We start from the raw sequence: 16,649 nt of genomic DNA on the forward strand, positions 1-16,649 counted from the left end.
CGGCCGGCCGCTCGGACGGCCCGCGGGCCGAGGGGTGGCGGGCGGCGGCGGAGCGCGCGCTGTACGGACCGGGGGGCTTCTACCTGCGACCGGAGGGCCCGGCCGGGCATTTCCGCACGTCGGTGCATGCCTCCCCGCTCTTCGCGGCCGCCGTCGCCCGGCTGCTGGCCGCCACCGCCCGGGCGCTCGGGACGGACGAGGTGGCGTTCGTCGACGTGGGCGCGGGGCGTGGTGAGTTGCTGACCGGTGTGCTCGCGGCGGTCCCGGACGCCCTGATCGTGCATCCGTACGCCGTGGAGCGCGCCCCCCGGCCGGCGGGGCTCGACCCGCGCGTGGAGTGGTGCGCGGAGCCCCCGGCCGGGGTCCGCGGGCTGCTGTTCGCGAACGAATGGCTGGACAACGTCCCGGTGGACGTCGCCGAGACGGATCCGGACGGGGTGGTGCGGTACGTGCTCGTGCGCCCCGACGGTACGGAGGAGCGGGGCGCGCCGGTCGGGGGCGCGGACGCGCGGTGGCTGGCGCGCTGGTGGCCGCCGGCCGGGCCCGGCACCCGCGCGGAGATCGGCCGCCCCCGCGACGAGGCCTGGGCGGCGGCCGTCGCCACGCTGGAGCGCGGGCTCGCGGTCGCGGTCGACTACGCGCATGTACGGGACGCCAGGCCGCCCTTCGGGACGCTGACCGGTTTCCGGGAGGGCCGGGAGACGGCACCCGTACCGGACGGGAGCTGTGACCTGACCGCCCATGTGGCGCTGGACGCCTGCGCGTTGCCGGGCGCGGAGCTGACCGACCAGCGCACGGCGCTGGGCCGCCTGGGGGTGAGCGGGGCGCGCCCGCCGCTGTCCCTGGCGGCCGCGGAGCCCGCCGCGTACGTACGAGCGCTGGCGGCGGCCGGGGAGGCGGCGGAGCTGACGGCGCGGGGCGGGCTCGGCGACTTCGGCTGGCTGGCCCAGCCGGTGGGCGTCGAGGGCGGCCTCACCGGCGGCGCCCTCCCCGCCGCCGGGGCTCCCGGCTCTGACGACACGGGCCTCTGACACGACCTCGGGAAGTCCGGCTCCCGGCCTCTGAGAGACTGTCGTCCATGACGGAGACCACGCGGACGACGGTCGGCATCGGCGGCGCGGCGGAGAGCACCGACATGGTGCTCAACATCGGCCCCCAGCACCCTTCGACGCACGGTGTGCTCCGGCTCCGCCTGGTGCTCGACGGCGAGGTGATCCGCGAGGCGGAGCCCGTCATCGGATACATGCACCGGGGCGCGGAGAAGCTTTTCGAGGCGCGCGACTACCGGCAGATCGTGATGCTCGCCAACCGCCACGACTGGCTCTCGGCGTTCTCCAACGAACTGGGCGTCGTGATGGCCGTCGAGCGGATGCTCGGCATGGAGGTCCCCGAGCGCGCGGTGTGGACCAGGACGCTGCTGGCCGAGCTGAACCGGGTGCTCAACCACCTGATGTTCCTCGGCTCGTACCCCCTGGAACTGGGCGGGATCACCCCGGTGTTCCACGCCTTCCGTGAGCGGGAGGTCATACAGGCCGTGATGGAGGAGGTCTCCGGCGGCCGGATGCACTACATGTTCAACCGGGTCGGCGGCCTCAAAGAAGACCTCCCGGCCGGCTGGCAGGGCCGCGCGCGCCACGCGATCGCCGAGGTCCGCTCCCGGATGGACGTGTACGACGGGCTGGTCCTCGGCAACGAGATCTTCCGGGGCCGTACGCGCGGGATCGGCGTGCTGTCGCGCGAGGTGGTGCACGCGTACGGCGTGTCCGGGCCGATCGCCCGCGCCTCGGGCGTCGACTTCGACCTGCGCAGGGACGAGCCGTACCTGGCGTACGGCGAACTCCAGGACACGCTCACCGTCGTGACCCGCGAGGCCGGGGACTGCCTGGCGCGGTTCGAGTGCCTGCTGGAGCAGACGCACAACGCGCTGGACCTGGCGGACGCCTGCCTGGACCGGCTCGGGGAGCTGCCTCCCGGGCCGATCAACCAGCGGCTGCCCAAGGTGCTGAAGGCGCCGGAGGGGCAGACGTACGCCTGGACCGAGAACCCGCTCGGCATCAACGGCTACTACCTGGTGTCGAAGGGCGAGAAGACTCCCTACCGCTTGAAGCTGCGCTCGGCGTCGTTCAACAACATCCAGGCGCTGACCGAGCTGCTGCCCGGGACGCAGGTCGCGGACATGGTGGCGATCCTGGGGTCGCTGTTCTTCGTCGTGGGCGACATCGACAAGTAGGGCCGCGGGTACGGGTACGGCACGGGCGCCCTCACCCGGTGGCGCGGCGCGCGCCCCCCACCTCCAGGCGCTCGGCGGCGTCCTTCCCGGCGGCTTCCTTCTCGGTGTCGCCGTCCGCGCCGTCGCCGTCGTCGGGGCGGTCCGGCTCGTTCAGGTCGATGACCGCGCCGACCGCCGGGTCCTCGGAGCGCCGCCGCTCGGCGAGCGCCTCCTCGCCCACGACGTCCGCGAGATCCTCGCGCTCGACGGGGGTGTCCCCGGACAGCGGGGCAGGCGCGGGGTCGTCCTGGTCCGCCGGTTCCACCGGGCCGCCCGCGCTCCTGCCGCCGCCGCGCGGGGACGGCTGCGGGCCACCCGCGTCCTCGCCCTTGGGGTGGGCGCCGGCCTGCGTACCGAAGAAGTCGAAGCCGCTGCCCGGCCGCCGCGCGGGGCGGCGCTGCGCGGAGTACGGCACGATCGCGGACGCGCCCGGCACCCGCTTGGCGAGCGCCGCGGGCGGGCGGGTGTGCTGCTCCGCCGTACCGCGGCCGCTGCCCGCGCCGCCGAACACGGACGCGTCCACGCCCTCGGCGTCGTCGGCCGCGTCGGCGGTGGTGCCGGCGTCTGCGGTGGTGTCCTCCGCCGGGGCGTCGTCACGCGCCCCGCCGTCGGCCTGCGCGCCGCCGGTGCCCGCGGGCTCCTTCGCCGGCCCCCCGGCGTCCGCGACGGCTTCGTCCGCCGCGGAGTCCTTCGCGCCGTCCTTCGTGCTGTCGGCCCCGGACCCGCCGTCCGCCGCCGGGAGCGCCCGCCGGTCCTCGGCGGCCTTGATCAGGTGGTCGAGCGCCTGCGCCGCCCGCAGATAGACCGACGCGGTGGGCGAACCGCCCGCCGCCGGGAGCGCCTTGGGCTCGACGGCCGCCTCCAGGGCGAGCTGTCGCCGGCCCTCCAGCGCGGTGGCGCGCTCGGTCTCCGCGGTGGCGTACCGCCGCAGCAGCGCCGCGTGTTCACCCCGCAGGCCCGCCAACTCGATCCGCTTCGTACGGAGTTTGGCATCGAGCTTGACGCGCAGTTCGCGCGATTCCTCGACGTCCGCCTCCAGCTCGGCTATCCGCTCCTCGGTCTTCCACTGGTCGCTCTCCCGCGCACGCGTCAGATCCGCGACCCGGCGGCCTGCGCTCTCGTCCCAACTGCGCATGAACACCGCGCCGGTGAGCGCCGCCACGGCCGTGACGGCGACCAGACCGCGCAGCGCCGCCGGATCCGCGAGGAGCCAGGCTCCCGCCGCGCAGAGGACCGCGGCTCCGGCGACCGCCAACGGCGGAAGAAGCTTGTGGAGAGGTGGGGAATGGCGGTGGCGTCCACGTGGCATGGCCTGAAATTTACCGTGCGTGGAGACCGGATGGGGTGCGCGTCGGACAATCTTTCCCGGCCCGTTGCCGATCCGCCGCCGATTCGGCTTTCCCGCCCCGCCATTCACCGCCCGGCGCTACTTCGTAAGAAGGCCCTTCGACTCCAGGTACTCCTTCGCCACGTCCTCCGGCTTGGCCCTCTCGGCGTCGACCTTCAGGTTCAACGCGGCGAGATCGCTGGTGGTCAGAGCGGCCGTCAGCTTGTTCAGGGCCGCCGCCACCTCGGGCGTTCCGGCGTCCTTGGCATTGACGACCGGAAGCAGGTTGTCCGCGTTCTGGAGCTTCTTGTCGTCCTCCAGCACCACCAGTCCGAAGCTGTCGAGCGTGCCGTCGGTGGTGGAACTCAGCACGACCTGGTCCACTCCGTCCTTGACGGCCTGCTTGGACTGCGGCGTACCGACACCCTTGGGGTCGATGCCCGCGACGTCGATGCCGTAGGTCTTCTTGAGGCCCGGCGCGCAGAACGGGCGCACCTCGCACTCGTCACCCGCCGCGATCTTCACCTTGATCTTCGACTTGCCGAGATCGGAAAGCGTCTTGAGGTTGTTCTTCTCGGCGAATTCCTTGGTGACGGCGAAGGCATTCTGGTCGACGGCCTCACCGACCTCCAGCACCTTCAGTCCGCGCGGCTCGGCGAGCTTCTTCAGCTCGGCCACGGTCGCGGCGGCGTCGCTGGACGCGAGCGGGTTCGCCTCGGCCTTCTTCGCGCCGTTCACCTTGGCGTTGAGGAATTCCGTGATCGTCGCCGCGTATTCCGGTACGACGTCGATCTCGCCCTTCTCCAGGGACGGTTCGTACAGCTCACGGTTGTTCACCGTGGTGACCGACGTCGCGTACCCGGCGTCGCCGAGGATCTGCGCGTACAGCTGCGCCAGCACCTTGGACTCCGTGAAGGCCGCCGCGCCGATGACGAGGGAGCCCTTCTTGCCGGAGCCGGTGCCGGAGCCCGCGTCGGTGCCCGTGGAACTGCCCGCGTCGCTCTTGCCCTTCTCCAGGCTGTCGCCGCCGCACGCGGCGAGCGAGACGGTCAGCACCGAGGCTCCGAGGACCGCACCCGCGATGCGCGAGATCTTGCTCATGAGATTCACCATCCAAAAAGAACAGAAGTCGTGGTCACGCGGTCGTGGGGGACCCGGCGGCATCAGTGGCACCGGACGTCTGTGAGGGGCGCGAGCGCGCGGAGGCGCTGCGCCTGCCGGGGTCGATCAGCCGGTCGAGCAGCAGCAGCGCGCCCTCGACCAGCAGGGCGAGCAGCGCCACGAGCAGCGCGCCCGCGACCACCTGCGGGGTGTTGTACGTGTTGAAGCCGGCCGTGATGATCCGCCCGAGCCCGCCCTGGCCGACCATCGCCGCGATGGTGGCCGTGGCCACCACCTGGACGGCGGCGGACCGCAGCCCGGTCATGATCAGCGGGTACGCGAGGGGCAGTTCGACCCGTACGAAGACCTGGCGGCCCGACATGCCCATCCCCCGGGCCGCCTCCACCACCGCGCGGTCCACCTCGCGCATGCCGACGTACGCGTTGGTCAGCAGCGGCGGCACGGCGAAGAGCACCAGGGCGATGATCGTGGGCACATAGCCGGAGTTGCGCAGCGGCGAGACCATGAAGAGGGCGAGCACGGCGAACACGGGGACGGCCCGGCCCACGTTCGAGATGTTGATCGCGAGCGCGCCGCCCTTGCCGAGGTGGCCCAGGTACAGCGCGACGGGCAGGGCGACGAGGCAGGCCAGGACGAGGGCGACCCCGCTGACGTACACATGCTCCCCGAGCCGGTTCCAGACCCCGCTGGTGCCCGACCAGTTGGCGCCGGTCGTCAGCCAGGTCCAGGCGTCTCCCAGAACTCCCATGGTCAGCCCACCGCCTTCGCGGGATCGTCGGCCGTCGCGCGGTCGCCGTCCGTGGACGTGGACGCGGACGTGGACGTGGACTCCGTCTTCGTACGGCGCAGGAGGCGCGGCCCACGCGAGCCGCGCCCCGTGCCCGCCCGGGTCCAGGGCGTCAGCATCCGCTGCACCCCGAGGAGCAGCAGGTCGGCGACGACCGCGAGCAGCACGCAGAGGACGGACGCGGCGAGCACCTGCGCCTTGAAGAAGCTGTTCAGCGCGTCCGTGATCAGGTTCCCGAGGCCGCCCTTGCCGACGATCGAGCCGACCGTCGTGAGCGCCACCGTCGAGACCGTCGCGATGCGCAGCCCGGCCATCAGGGCGGGGAGGGCGAGCGGCAGCTCGACCTCCCAGAGCAGCCGCCCGGGGCCGTAGCCGAGCCCGCGGGCCGCTTCCCTGGCCTCCTCGGGCACCGAGTCCAGCCCCGCCATGATGTTCCGTACGAGGATCGTCAGCGAGTACAGCACCAGGCCGGTGATCACGAGTCCGGCGGAGAGCCCGAAGAACGGCAGCAGCAGCGAGAACATCGCCAGCGAGGGGATCGTGTACAGCAGCGTCGTCAGTCCCAGCACGGGCCCGGCGAACGCCGGCCTGCTCCGCGCGAGCAGCGCCAGCGGGAACGCCACGAGCAGCCCGATGGCGACCGACACGGCCGTGATCCAGATGTGCTGGACCGTCGCGTCGGTCAGCTCTTGGCTACGGGAGCGGAGATACTCCCCGCAGATCCAGTCGTTCGCCGCCAGGCATCCTTGTGCGCTCATCCGTCCCCGCCTCCCCCCTCTTCCCGTACCTATGTGTCCGACGTGGTGTCCGAACGTATGTGTCGTCTGTGTGTCCGGCGAGACTATCCCCGACCACTGACATTCGCGGAAATCCGCCACATTCCAGCAACATGGCCTTCACATAAGACGCCGCACAATGGGGAATCATGATCCGATTCGAGAACGTCACCAAGCGGTACCCGGACGGCACCACCGCCGTCGACGACCTCTCCTTCGAGGTCTCCGAGGGCGAGCTGGTCACGCTCGTCGGGCCGTCGGGCTGCGGCAAGACCACGACCATGAAGATGGTCAACCGGCTGATCGAGCCCTCCGAGGGGCGGATATTCCTCGACGGGGACGACATCTCCGCCATCGACCCGGTCCAGCTCAGGCGGCGTATCGGATATGTGATCCAGCAGGTCGGGCTGTTCCCGCACAAGACCGTGCTGGAGAACACCGCGACCGTCCCGCACCTCCTCGGCTGGAAGCGCGACAAGGGCCGGGCCCGCGCCGCAGAACTCCTCGACCTGGTGGGTCTCGACCCGTCCGTGTACGGCGACCGGTACCCGGAGCAGCTCTCCGGCGGCCAGCGCCAGCGCGTCGGCGTGGCCCGCGCGCTCGCCGCCGACCCGCCGGTCCTGCTGATGGACGAGCCGTTCGGCGCGGTCGACCCGGTGGTGCGCGACCACCTCCAGAGCGAGTTCCTCCGGCTCCAGGCGGCGGTCCGCAAGACCGTGCTGTTCGTCACGCACGACATCGAGGAGGCGGTACGGCTCGGAGACCGTATCGCCGTCTACGGACAGGGCAGGATCGAGCAGTTCGACGCCCCGGCCGCGGTGCTCGGCACACCCGCCACCCCGTACGTCGCGGACTTCGTCGGCGCGGACCGCGGTCTCAAGCGGCTCTCCGTGACCCCGATCGAGGAGGGCGACCTGGAACAGCCGCCCGTCGTGCACCTCGACGACCCGCTGAGGAGCGCCGCCGCGAAGCTGGAGAAGGAGGGCGCGCGCTGGGCGGTCGTCCTGGACAGCGATGACAACCTGCACGGCTGGATCTCCTCCGAGCAGACCGGCGCGGAGGGGACCGTACGGCGACACGCGCGCCGCATGGAGGCGTGGCTGCCCGTCGGCGCGTCGCTCAAGCAGGCGTTCTCCACGATGCTCCAGCACGACGCGGGGTGGATCGCGGTGATCGACAAGGAGGGGACGGGCCGCTTCCTGGGCGTCCTGACCCCCGCCCGGCTCCACGAGGCGCTGCGCCGCTCGATCGACGCGGACGCGCACGCCGTCCCCCGTACCGCCGTCGAACTGGAAACGATCAGCAAGATCGGCTGAGGCCTCTCCCGACCGACACCCCCTAGGGTGTCGGGTATGAGTACGTTGCGCGGGCGAGGCGCGGTCGAGGGACTGCCGCAGTGGGACCGCTGTGCGGTCATGGGGGTCGTCAATGTGACGCCCGACTCCTTCTCCGACGGAGGCCGCTGGTTCGACACCACCGCCGCCGTCAAGCGCGGCCTCGACCTGGTCGCCGCGGGCGCCGACCTGGTCGACGTCGGCGGCGAGTCGACCCGCCCCGGGGCCACCCGGGTCGACGAGGACGAGGAGCTGCGGCGGGTCGTCCCCGTCGTGCGCGGACTCGCCTCGGAGGGCGTCACGGTCTCCGTGGACACGATGCGCGCGTCGGTCGCCGCGCGGGCGGTCGAGGCCGGGGCCGCCCTGGTCAACGACGTGAGCGGCGGCCTGGGCGACCCGGACATGGTGCCCGTCGTCGCCGCCGCCGCGGTGCCCTTCGTGGTGATGCACTGGCGCGGCTTCAGCCAGGAGATGAACCGCCTCGCGGTGTACGGGGACGTCGTCGCCGAGGTCGTCACGGAACTCCGCGACCGGATGGACGCGGTGATCGCGGGCGGGATCGCCCCGGAGCGGATCGTCATCGACCCCGGCCTCGGCTTCGCCAAGCGGGCCGAGCACGACCTCGCGCTGGTCGCGCACCAGGCCGAGCTGCGCGCCCTGGGCCGCCCCCTCCTCATCGCCGCGTCCCGCAAACGCTTCCTGGGGCACGTCCTGGCCACCGAGGGCGCCCCGCCGCCGGCCCGCGAGCGGGACGCGGCCACCGCCGCGATCTCCGCGATCGCCGCGCACCAGGGCGCCTGGGCGGTCCGGGTCCACGAGGTACGGGCCACGGCGGACGCGGTCCGCGTGGCGCGCGCCGTCGAGGACGCCGCATGACCGCCCGTACGGACGTCGAAGAGGTCGAGCAGGCGAACACCACCTTCTACGAGGCCATGGAGCGGGGGGATCTCGACGCGCTGACCGCGCTGTGGCTGGAGGACGAGGACGGCATCTCCTGCGTCCACCCCGGCTGGCCCGTGCTCTCCGGCCGCGCCGAGGTGCTGCGCTCGTACGCCCTGATCATGGCGAACACCGAGTACATCCAGTTCTTCCTCACCGACGTCGCCGTCTCCGTCGCCGCCGACACCGCCCTCGTGACCTGCACCGAGAACATCCTCAGCGGCGGCCCCGCCGAGGAGAGCGGCGAGCTGGGGCCGCTCGTCGGGCAGCTGGTCGTGGCGACCAACGTGTTCCGCCGCACGCCGGAGGGGTGGAGGGTGTGGTCGCACCACGGTTCTCCCGTGCTGACCGAAACCGACGAGGAAGAAGAGGAGGAGCCGTCCGCCTGAGTGGGTAGGGGCCTCTTGCGGGTGGGGGTCCCCGGGCCCCGTGGGAGAGCACTGTCGGTGCCCGAAGGTAGATTCGAATAAGGGCACCCCGGCGCCCACCCGTGGCCGGTACGTCCCGACGACCGACAACAGCAGGAGTGATTCGCGTGGATCGTGTCGCGCTGCGCGGCCTCAAGGCCCGCGGGCACCATGGCGTCTTCCCCAGGGAGCGCGAGGAAGGACAGACCTTCGTCGTGGACGTGGTGCTGGGCCTGGACACGCGGGCCGCGGCGGCGGACGACGACCTCACCAGGACCGTGCACTACGGAGTCGTGGCCGAGGAGGTCGTGGAGATCGTCCAGGGGGACCCGGTCGATCTGATCGAGACACTCGCGGAGCGCATCGCCCAGCGGTGCCTCAAACACGACGGCGTCCAGGAGGTCGAGGTGGTGGTGCACAAACCCGACGCACCGATCACCGTGCCCTTCGACGATGTGACCATCACCATCATCCGGAGCCGACTATGACCGCCCCCTACGCGAACGGGCCGCAGAGCGACCCGACCGTCCAGCCGGTACCCGCCTCGGTCGTCGCCCAGGTCGATGCCGCCGACGTCACGCTGTCCAACCCCAAACGGGCGGTGGTCGCCCTCGGCTCGAACCTGGGAAACCGGCTGGAGACGCTCCAGGGGGCCATCGACGCCCTGGAGGACACTCCGGGCCTGCGCGTCAAGGCCGTGTCGCCGGTGTACGAGACCCAGCCGTGGGGCGTCGACGCCGACTCCCAGCCCACGTATCTGAACGCGGTGGTCGTGGTGAAGACGACCTTGCCCCCGTCGTCCCTGCTGGAGCGCGGCCAGGCCATCGAGGAGGCCTTCGACCGGGTACGGCTGGAGCGCTGGGGCCCCCGGACGATCGACGTGGACATCCTGGCGTACGCGGACGTCGTCCAGGACGATCCGCTGCTCACCCTGCCCCACCCCCGCGCCCACCAGCGCGCCTTCGTCCTCGCCCCGTGGCACGACGTCGAGCCGGAGGCGAAGGTCCCGGGCCTCGGGGCCGTCGCCGACCTGCTGGCCTATGTCGGGACGGACGGCATACAGGCCCGCGCCGACCTGGAACTCCGCCTGCCCGATTAGTCGTTAGGCTCAACGGATTCCGGTACGGCTGAGGACGGCAAGGCGAAGGGCGGCTCTCTCGGTGCAGCAGTTGCGGATCAAGGTGCTCGCCGGCCTGTTCGTGGTGGCCGGCGTGCTCTCCTGGGGCGCCGCCCGCCTCTGGGACTCCCTCGGCAGCCTGCCGGGCGTGCCGCTCGCGGCGCCCATCGTGCTCGCGGTGATCGCCGTGGTCCTCGCGGCGACGGCGCTGTCGCTGCGCTCGCGGCTGCGGGCCCAGCGCGAGCGGCGGCCGGGAGCGAAGGGCGTCGACCCGCTGATGGCGGCCCGCGCCCTGGTCTTCGGCCAGGCCAGCGCGCTCGTCGTGGCCCTCGTCTCGGGGATGTACGGCGGCGTGGGCGTCTTCCTGCTGACCAAGCTGGACGTCCCCGCCCGCCGCGACCAGGCGATCTACGCGGGCTTCGCCGTCGTGGCCGGCCTCGCGGTGATCGTCGCGGCCTTCTTCCTGGAGCGCGTCTGCAAGCTCCCGGAGGACCACGACGACGACCACCCGACCGCGACGCGCGCCTGACCCGTACGCCTGGCCCGTACGTCCTGGCCTGGACATCCTCGGCGATTCACCGGGCCGTGATCACCGGGCCATGATCAGGCTCATGGCCTCCGCACGCGTCGCCGGCACCCGCATCTGGCCCCGGACCGCCGACGTGATCGTCTTCGCGCCCGGCTTCCGTACCCCGCGCATGGTCATGCACATGTGCTCGCACTCGATGACCACGATCACTCCCCGGGGATCCAGGATCTCCATCAGGGAGTCGGCGACCTGCGTGGTCAGCCGCTCCTGGACCTGCGGGCGGCGCGCGTAGACGTCCACCAGCCGGGCCAGCTTGGACAGTCCGGTGATCTTGCCGTCGGCGGACGGGATGTAGCCGACGTGGGCCACCCCGACGAACGGCACCAGGTGGTGCTCACAGGAACTCATGACCTCGATGTCCTTCACCAGGACCATCTCGTCGTGCCCCAGGTCGAACGTCGTCGTCAGCACGTCCTCGGGCGTCTGCCACAGGCCCGCGTATATCTCCTTGTACGCGCGGGCCACCCGTTCCGGGGTCGCCCGCAGACCGTCGCGGTCCGGGTCCTCACCGATGGCGAACAGCAGCTCCCGCACCGCATTCTCCACCCGCTTCTCGTCGAACTCGCGGAGGGGGCTCTCCCCGTCCAGAGTCACCGGGTCGGTCATGTATGTGCCTCGTTCCTGTGCCGTCCTGTGGGCGGGCAAACGAATGCCGCGCCCCCACAGGCTAAAACCTGGGGGACGCGGCATGCATTCCGGGCCTCGCGACGGTCCGGGATCAGCTCTCCGGGCGGTCCTCGGGGATCGCTTCGGTCGGGGTCTCACCGGTCGTCGCGGAGGGCAGGCCACCGTTCGAACCGTTGGCGCCGATCGCGCCGTTGGTGAGCGCCAGCTCCTTGGGGGAGAGCACCGGCGGACGCGTCGAAGGCGTACGACGCGAGGAGCCGGTCCACGCCGGGCGGGCGGGGCGCCGAACGATGGTGGAGAAGATCTCGGCGATCTGCTCCTTGTTCAGCGTCTCCTTCTCCAGGAGCGCGAGGACCAGGTTGTCGAGAACGTCGCGGTTCTCGACCAGGATCTCCCAGGCCTCGTTGTGCGCGGTCTCGATGAGCTTCTTGACCTCTTCGTCGACCAGCGCCGCGACCTCTTCCGAGTAGTCGCGCTGGTGGCCCATCTCACGGCCGAGGAAGGGCTCGGTGTTGTCGCCGCCGAACTTGATGGCGCCGAGCCGCTCGGTCATGCCGTACTGGGTCACCATGGCCCTGGCGGTCGCCGAGGCCTTCTCGATGTCGTTCGCGGCGCCCGTGGTCGGGTCGTGGAAGACCAGTTCCTCGGCGGCGCGCCCGCCCATCATGTACGCGAGCTGGTCGAGCATCTCGTTGCGCGTGGTGGAGTACTTGTCCTCGTCGGGCAGGACCATGGTGTACCCCAGGGCCCGGCCGCGGGACAGGATGGTGATCTTGTGCACCGGGTCGGAGTTCGGAGACGCCGCGGCGACCAGGGCGTGTCCGCCCTCGTGGTACGCGGTGATCTTCTTTTCCTTCTCGGACATGATCCGGGTCCGCTTCTGCGGGCCCGCCACCACACGGTCGATCGCCTCGTCCAGCGCGTGGTTGTCCACGAGCTTCTTGTCGCCGCGCGCGGTGAGCAGCGCGGCTTCGTTCAGCACGTTCGCCAGGTCGGCGCCGGTGAAGCCGGGCGTACGACGGGCGACCGCGCCCAGGTCGACGTCCGGGGCGACCGGCTTGCCCTTCTGGTGGACCTTGAGGATCTCCAGACGGCCCAGCATGTCGGGGCGGTCGACGGCGATCTGCCGGTCGAAGCGGCCCGGGCGCAGCAGCGCCGGGTCGAGGATGTCGGGCCGGTTCGTGGCGGCGATCAGGATCACGCCGCCCTTCACGTCGAAGCCGTCCATCTCCACGAGCAGCTGGTTCAGCGTCTGCTCGCGCTCGTCGTGGCCACCGCCGAGACCCGCGCCGCGGTGCCGGCCGACGGCGTCGATCTCGTCGACGAAGACGATCGCCGGGGCGTTCGCCTTGGCCTGCTCGAAGAGGTCACGCACGCGGGACGCGCCGACGCCGACGAACATCTCGACGAAGTCGGAGCCGGAGATCGAGTAAAACGGGACCCCGGCCTCCCCCGCGACCGCGCGGGCGAGCAGCGTCTTGCCCGTACCGGGCGGGCCGTACAGCAGCACACCCTTCGGGATCTTGGCGCCGACGGCCTGGAACTTCGCCGGCTCCTGGAGGAACTCTTTGATCTCGTGGAGCTCCTCGACGGCCTCGTCGGACCCCGCCACGTCGGCGAACGTCGTCTTCGGGGTGTCCTTGGTGATGAGCTTGGCCTTGGACTTCCCGAACTGCATGACGCGGGAGCCGCCGCCCTGCATGGAATTCATCAGGAACAGGAAGACCACGACGATCAGCACGAAGGGCAGCAGCGAGAACAGCACCGAGAGGAACGGGCTCTGCTTCGACGGCGAGACCGTGTAGCCCTTCTTGATGTCGCCGCTGTCGAACTTCGCCTGAAGCGTCTTGGCCAGAGTCGAGCCCTGGCTGCCGATGTAGCTCGCCTGGATCTTGCTGCTGTCCTTGACCTTCACGCCGGACTTGAGCTCGGCCTTGATGATCTGATCGTCGCCGGTCGTCAGTTTGACCTGCTGGACCTGGTTCTTGTTGATCGCCTGGATCACCTGGCCGGTGTCCACTGTCTTATAGCCGCCCGACGAGCCGACGACCTGCATCAACACGACCACGGCGAGGACGGCCAGCACGATCCACATGACCGGCCCACGGAAGTATCGCTTCACGTCCATCCATACGGAGCGAGAACGCTCCGTCCCTCCTGCCCGTAGGTAAATGCCGCTGTGAGAAAAGACTGTTCTTCGGACGGTACCCCAGCATTGTCACCCGCGACCGCACGGGACGGCTGACAAACCGGCCTTCCCATGCTCCAACGGCGGGAGGGGGGCCGGGGTTCCCGTCCGGGGCCGAACGGTTCAGCCGCCGTACACGTGCGGTGCGAGCGTGCCGACAAAAGGCATGTTGCGGTACTTCTCGTTGTAATCCAGGCCGTATCCGACGACGAACTCATTCGGAATGTCGAATCCGATCCACTTCACGTCGATCGCGACCTTTGCGGCATCCGGCTTACGGAGCAGGGTGACGACCTCCAGCGAGGCCGGCTCCCTGGAGCCGAGGTTGGACAGCAGCCACGACAGGGTCAGCCCCGAGTCGATGATGTCCTCGACGATCAGGACGTGCCTGCCCTTGATGTCGGTGTCCAGGTCCTTGAGGATCCTGACCACGCCGGAGGACTGCGTGCCCGCCCCGTACGAGGAGACGGCCATCCAGTCCATCGTCACGGGGGTGGACAGAGCTCGCGCCAGATCCGCCATCACCATCACGGCGCCCTTGAGCACCCCGACGAGAAGCAGATCCTTGCCCGCGTACTCCGCGTCGATCTTCCCGGCCAGTTCGGCCAGCTTCCCGTCGATCTCTTCCTTGGTGATGAGTACCGATTGAAGATCGGTGCCCAAGTCCTTGTCGTCCACCCGCATCACTTTCGTCGTCGCCAGGTCGCCAGGAGACCAGCGCTTCAGCCCTGCCGGATGACCAGTCTGCCACCCTGCCTCGTGGCCTCCACGCGGCCGGGCAGGTTGATGGCTCCCTGGCCGCGCCAGCCCGTGATCAGGCGGTCGACCTCCTCGATGTGCCGGGCGAACAGCGAACCGGCCGGGGCGCCCGCGGCGATGACCGCCGTACGCAGCACCCGGCGGCGGACGGCGGGCGGCAGCCCGTACAGCTTCGCGCACTCCAGCTGGCCCGAGGCGTCCCGTACGGAACGCTCCGCGTCGGCCGCCCAGGCGTCCAGGGCGTCGGCGTCGTCGCGGGAGAGCCGTGCCGTACGGGCCAGGGCCTCCACCACGCCCTTGCCGAGCGCCTTCTCCAGGGCGGGCAGCCCTTCGTGGCGCAGCCGGGAGCGGGTGTAGGCGGGGTCGGTGTTGTGGGGGTCGTCCCAGACGGGGATCGACTGCACCAGGCAGGCCTTGCGGGCGGTCTGGCGGTCGACCTGGAGGAACGGGCGGCGGTAGCGGCCGGCCGCCCCCGAGACGGCCGCCATACCGGAGAGCGAGCGGGTGCCGGAGCCGCGGGCGAGGCCCAGCAGCACGGTCTCCGCCTGGTCGTCGCGGGTGTGGCCGAGGAGGACGGCGGCGGCGCCGTGGCGCTCCGCGGCGGCGTCCAGCGCCGCGTACCGGGCGTCGCGGGCGGCGGCCTCGGGGCCGCCGTCGCGGCCGACGGTCACGGCGACGGACTCGACGGGGTCGAGCCGCATGCCGCCCAGGCGGGCCACGACCTCGGCGGCGCGGAGGTCCGAGCCGTCCTGGAGGCCGTGGTCGACGGTGACGGCGCCGGCGCGGACGGAGAGTTTGGGGGCCTCGAAGGCGAGGGCCGAGGCGAGCGCCATGGAGTCGGCGCCGCCGGAGCAGGCGACGAGGACGAGCGGGCGGTCGTCGGCGAGGAGCGTCGAGGTGCGGTGGGGGGTGGTGACGCGGGACGCCTCGGGCCGCTCGGTGAGGACGTCGTGCAGTACGTCGTGGAGTACGCGGCGGACCGCCAGGCGTATCGCCGCGACCGCAGGATGGGGACCCATGTCCGGTGCCCTTCGTGATGTTTTTCGGGGGGTGCCTCGGTCGGAGACCGGCCGGAGACCGTCACGCAGAGTGCGTAGATGGTGACAGATCCGAGCCATTACCCGAGCATGGCACGCCTACCCCTGGCTCACGGTCCCTCGGACGGGTGATTACTGAGGCGTACTTCTGCCGTCGGCGGGATCCGGGTCAGGAATCTGTCTTACGGTGCACCCTCGCCACCCAGTCCGCGGGCTTGGCGATCTCGGCCTTGGTGGGCAGGGTGTTCGGCGAGGTCCAGACGCGGTTGAAGCCGTCCATGCCGACCTCGTCGACCACGGCGCGCACGAACCGCTCCCCGTCCCGGTACTGGCGCAGCTTGGCGTCGAGCCCCAGCAGCTTGCGGAGTGCCTGGTCGAGCCGGCTGGCGCCGCTGGCCCTGCGCTGCTGGAACTTCTCGCGGATCTCGGCCACGGACGGCACGACCTGCGGTCCGACGCCGTCCATCACGTAGTCCGCGTGGCCTTCGAGCAGGGACATCACGGCGGTGAGCCGGCTCAGGACCTCGCGCTGCCCCGGCGTCTGGACCAGTTCGACGATGCTGCGGCCGCTGTCGCTCTCCTCGCCCTCGGGACGGCTGCCCGTGAGCGACTGGGCCGCCTCGCGGAGCCGTTCCACGACGGTCATGGGGTCGACGTCGGTCTCGGCGAGGAAGGACTGGATCTCGCCCTGGAGGTGGTCGCGGAGCCAGGGCACGCCGGTGAACTGCGTGCGGTGCGTCTCCTCGTGGAGGGCCACCCAGAGGCGGAAGTCGTGCGGGTCGACGTCCAGTTCCCGCTCGACGTGGACGATGTTGGGGGCGACGAGCAGCAGCCGGCCGCCGCCGTCGGCGCCCGACGGCAGGTCGCGGGTGGGCGGGGCGAACGTCTCGTACTGGCCGAGGACGCGGGACGACATGAACGACAGCAACATGCCCAGCTCGACGCCGGTCACCTTGCCGCCGACCGCGCCGAAGACGGCGGAGCCGGGGCTGCCGGAGCGCCGTTCCTGCATCTTCTCGAACAGCGGCTTGAGCAGCTCGCGGAACCCGGCGACGTTGGCCCGCACCCACCCGGCCCGGTCCACGACCAGCACGGGGGTGTCGGCGGGCTCGTGCCCCTCGGGGATCATCCGGGTGTACCCCCGGACGTGCTCCTCGGAGGCCTTGGCGTGCCGCCGCAGCTCGGCGACGATCTCGCGCGCCTCGTCCCGCGTCACGTCCGGCCCGGGCCGCGCCAGGCGGATCGCGGTCGCGACCGCGAGGTTCCAGTCGACCATCTCTGCACCACCGATGCTCGTCATGCGTCAACCGTACGTGGTCGGCGGCGGAGCCGTCAGGGGACGACGGGGGCCGTCCGGCGGAGCGGCCGGGG

Annotated in this window: 17 protein-coding genes; 8 read left to right on the forward strand and 9 right to left on the reverse strand. The window is 71.3% G+C overall.

What is annotated here, in order from left to right:
• Window positions 1-59: 59 nt before the first annotated feature.
• Complete coding sequence (locus ACIODU_RS00300; protein WP_401763471.1) at window positions 60-1,031, forward strand: SAM-dependent methyltransferase; 972 nt, start codon at window positions 60-62, stop codon at window positions 1,029-1,031.
• A gap of 47 nt (window positions 1,032-1,078) precedes the next feature.
• Window positions 1,079-2,230 (forward strand): NADH-quinone oxidoreductase subunit D, encoded by a 1,152-nt coding sequence (locus ACIODU_RS00305; protein WP_401762158.1) that lies wholly within the window; start codon window positions 1,079-1,081, stop codon window positions 2,228-2,230.
• A gap of 31 nt (window positions 2,231-2,261) precedes the next feature.
• Here the strand turns inward: ACIODU_RS00305 and ACIODU_RS00310 are convergent, their stop codons facing one another.
• From ACIODU_RS00310 to ACIODU_RS00325, 4 genes are all read right to left on the reverse strand, one after another.
• The gene (locus ACIODU_RS00310; protein WP_401762161.1) at window positions 2,262-3,578 is read right to left on the reverse strand and encodes a hypothetical protein; all 1,317 of its coding nucleotides are present in this window, start codon (window positions 3,576-3,578) and stop codon (window positions 2,262-2,264) included.
• 117 nt (window positions 3,579-3,695) lie between these two features.
• A complete protein-coding gene (locus ACIODU_RS00315) occupies window positions 3,696-4,697 on the reverse strand; it encodes an ABC transporter substrate-binding protein (protein ID WP_356420519.1) in 1,002 nt (333 codons plus the stop codon).
• Window positions 4,698-4,731: 34 nt separating this feature from the next.
• Complete coding sequence (locus tag ACIODU_RS00320; protein ID WP_401762164.1) at window positions 4,732-5,466, reverse strand: ABC transporter permease; 735 nt, start codon at window positions 5,464-5,466, stop codon at window positions 4,732-4,734.
• A gap of 2 nt (window positions 5,467-5,468) precedes the next feature.
• Window positions 5,469-6,263, reverse strand: a complete 795-nt coding sequence (locus ACIODU_RS00325) for an ABC transporter permease (RefSeq protein WP_401762166.1) — start codon at window positions 6,261-6,263, stop codon at window positions 5,469-5,471.
• A 167-nt stretch (window positions 6,264-6,430) separates the two neighbouring features.
• Between ACIODU_RS00325 and ACIODU_RS00330 the strand changes: the two genes are divergently transcribed.
• The 6 genes from ACIODU_RS00330 (at window position 6,431) to ACIODU_RS00355 (ending at window position 10,607) form a co-directional block, all read left to right on the forward strand.
• Entirely contained in the window at window positions 6,431-7,597 is a 1,167-nt protein-coding gene (locus tag ACIODU_RS00330) for a betaine/proline/choline family ABC transporter ATP-binding protein (RefSeq protein WP_356420525.1), read from the forward strand.
• Between the two features lie 36 nt (window positions 7,598-7,633).
• Window positions 7,634-8,491 (forward strand): dihydropteroate synthase, encoded by an 858-nt coding sequence (gene folP / locus ACIODU_RS00335; RefSeq protein WP_401762170.1) that lies wholly within the window; start codon window positions 7,634-7,636, stop codon window positions 8,489-8,491.
• Entirely contained in the window at window positions 8,488-8,943 is a 456-nt protein-coding gene (locus ACIODU_RS00340; protein ID WP_356420531.1) for a nuclear transport factor 2 family protein, read from the forward strand. The genes folP and ACIODU_RS00340 overlap by 4 nt, the downstream gene beginning before the upstream one ends.
• A 146-nt stretch (window positions 8,944-9,089) precedes the next feature.
• Window positions 9,090-9,449 (forward strand): dihydroneopterin aldolase, encoded by a 360-nt coding sequence (gene folB / locus ACIODU_RS00345; protein WP_356420534.1) that lies wholly within the window; start codon window positions 9,090-9,092, stop codon window positions 9,447-9,449.
• Entirely contained in the window at window positions 9,446-10,060 is a 615-nt protein-coding gene (gene folK, locus ACIODU_RS00350; protein ID WP_161311210.1) for a 2-amino-4-hydroxy-6-hydroxymethyldihydropteridine diphosphokinase, read from the forward strand. Before folB ends, folK begins: the two co-directional genes overlap by 4 nt.
• A gap of 61 nt (window positions 10,061-10,121) precedes the next feature.
• On the forward strand, window positions 10,122-10,607 hold the full coding sequence (locus tag ACIODU_RS00355; protein ID WP_356420540.1) for a DUF3180 domain-containing protein: 486 nt from the start codon (window positions 10,122-10,124) through the stop codon (window positions 10,605-10,607).
• 60 nt (window positions 10,608-10,667) lie between these two features.
• On the opposite strand, the gene folE is transcribed toward ACIODU_RS00355, so the two are convergent.
• From folE to ACIODU_RS00380, 5 genes are all read right to left on the reverse strand, one after another.
• Window positions 10,668-11,273: a GTP cyclohydrolase I FolE gene (folE, locus tag ACIODU_RS00360; RefSeq protein WP_356420543.1), complete on the reverse strand. Its 606-nt coding sequence runs from the start codon at window positions 11,271-11,273 to the stop codon at window positions 10,668-10,670.
• A gap of 112 nt (window positions 11,274-11,385) precedes the next feature.
• Window positions 11,386-13,422 carry an ATP-dependent zinc metalloprotease FtsH gene (ftsH, locus tag ACIODU_RS00365; RefSeq protein ID WP_356420546.1) on the reverse strand — a complete coding sequence of 679 codons (2,037 nt, stop codon included), beginning with the start codon at window positions 13,420-13,422 and terminating at the stop codon, window positions 11,386-11,388.
• 183 nt (window positions 13,423-13,605) lie between these two features.
• Entirely contained in the window at window positions 13,606-14,166 is a 561-nt protein-coding gene (gene hpt, locus ACIODU_RS00370) for a hypoxanthine phosphoribosyltransferase (RefSeq protein ID WP_161311206.1), read from the reverse strand.
• Between the two features lie 38 nt (window positions 14,167-14,204).
• The gene (tilS, locus tag ACIODU_RS00375; protein WP_356420550.1) at window positions 14,205-15,260 is read right to left on the reverse strand and encodes a tRNA lysidine(34) synthetase TilS; all 1,056 of its coding nucleotides are present in this window, start codon (window positions 15,258-15,260) and stop codon (window positions 14,205-14,207) included.
• A gap of 187 nt (window positions 15,261-15,447) precedes the next feature.
• Window positions 15,448-16,578 (reverse strand): zinc-dependent metalloprotease, encoded by a 1,131-nt coding sequence (locus ACIODU_RS00380; protein ID WP_356420552.1) that lies wholly within the window; start codon window positions 16,576-16,578, stop codon window positions 15,448-15,450.
• Between the last annotated feature and the right edge of the window lie 71 nt (window positions 16,579-16,649).

It is taken from the genome of Streptomyces sp. NPDC088261, from assembly GCF_044740805.1.
Taxonomy (GTDB): domain Bacteria; phylum Actinomycetota; class Actinomycetes; order Streptomycetales; family Streptomycetaceae; genus Streptomyces.

What these genes read in the sequence shown, in the direction of transcription:
- ACIODU_RS00305 (WP_401762158.1), top strand. Translation starts at nt 1,079, where the DNA reads ATGACGGAGACCACGCGGACGACGGTCGGCATCGGCGGCGCGGCGGAG.
- ACIODU_RS00310 (WP_401762161.1), bottom strand. Translation starts at nt 3,578, where the DNA reads ATGCCACGTGGACGCCACCGCCATTCCCCACCTCTCCACAAGCTTCTT.
- ACIODU_RS00315 (WP_356420519.1), bottom strand. Translation starts at nt 4,697, where the DNA reads ATGAGCAAGATCTCGCGCATCGCGGGTGCGGTCCTCGGAGCCTCGGTG.
- ACIODU_RS00320 (WP_401762164.1), bottom strand. Translation starts at nt 5,466, where the DNA reads ATGGGAGTTCTGGGAGACGCCTGGACCTGGCTGACGACCGGCGCCAAC.
- ACIODU_RS00325 (WP_401762166.1), bottom strand. Translation starts at nt 6,263, where the DNA reads ATGAGCGCACAAGGATGCCTGGCGGCGAACGACTGGATCTGCGGGGAG.
- ACIODU_RS00330 (WP_356420525.1), top strand. Translation starts at nt 6,431, where the DNA reads ATGATCCGATTCGAGAACGTCACCAAGCGGTACCCGGACGGCACCACC.
- folP (WP_401762170.1), top strand. Translation starts at nt 7,634, where the DNA reads ATGAGTACGTTGCGCGGGCGAGGCGCGGTCGAGGGACTGCCGCAGTGG.
- ACIODU_RS00340 (WP_356420531.1), top strand. Translation starts at nt 8,488, where the DNA reads ATGACCGCCCGTACGGACGTCGAAGAGGTCGAGCAGGCGAACACCACC.
- folK (WP_161311210.1), top strand. Translation starts at nt 9,446, where the DNA reads ATGACCGCCCCCTACGCGAACGGGCCGCAGAGCGACCCGACCGTCCAG.
- folE (WP_356420543.1), bottom strand. Translation starts at nt 11,273, where the DNA reads ATGACCGACCCGGTGACTCTGGACGGGGAGAGCCCCCTCCGCGAGTTC.
- ftsH (WP_356420546.1), bottom strand. Translation starts at nt 13,422, where the DNA reads ATGGACGTGAAGCGATACTTCCGTGGGCCGGTCATGTGGATCGTGCTG.
- hpt (WP_161311206.1), bottom strand. Translation starts at nt 14,166, where the DNA reads ATGCGGGTGGACGACAAGGACTTGGGCACCGATCTTCAATCGGTACTC.
- tilS (WP_356420550.1), bottom strand. Translation starts at nt 15,260, where the DNA reads ATGGGTCCCCATCCTGCGGTCGCGGCGATACGCCTGGCGGTCCGCCGC.
- ACIODU_RS00380 (WP_356420552.1), bottom strand. Translation starts at nt 16,578, where the DNA reads ATGACGAGCATCGGTGGTGCAGAGATGGTCGACTGGAACCTCGCGGTC.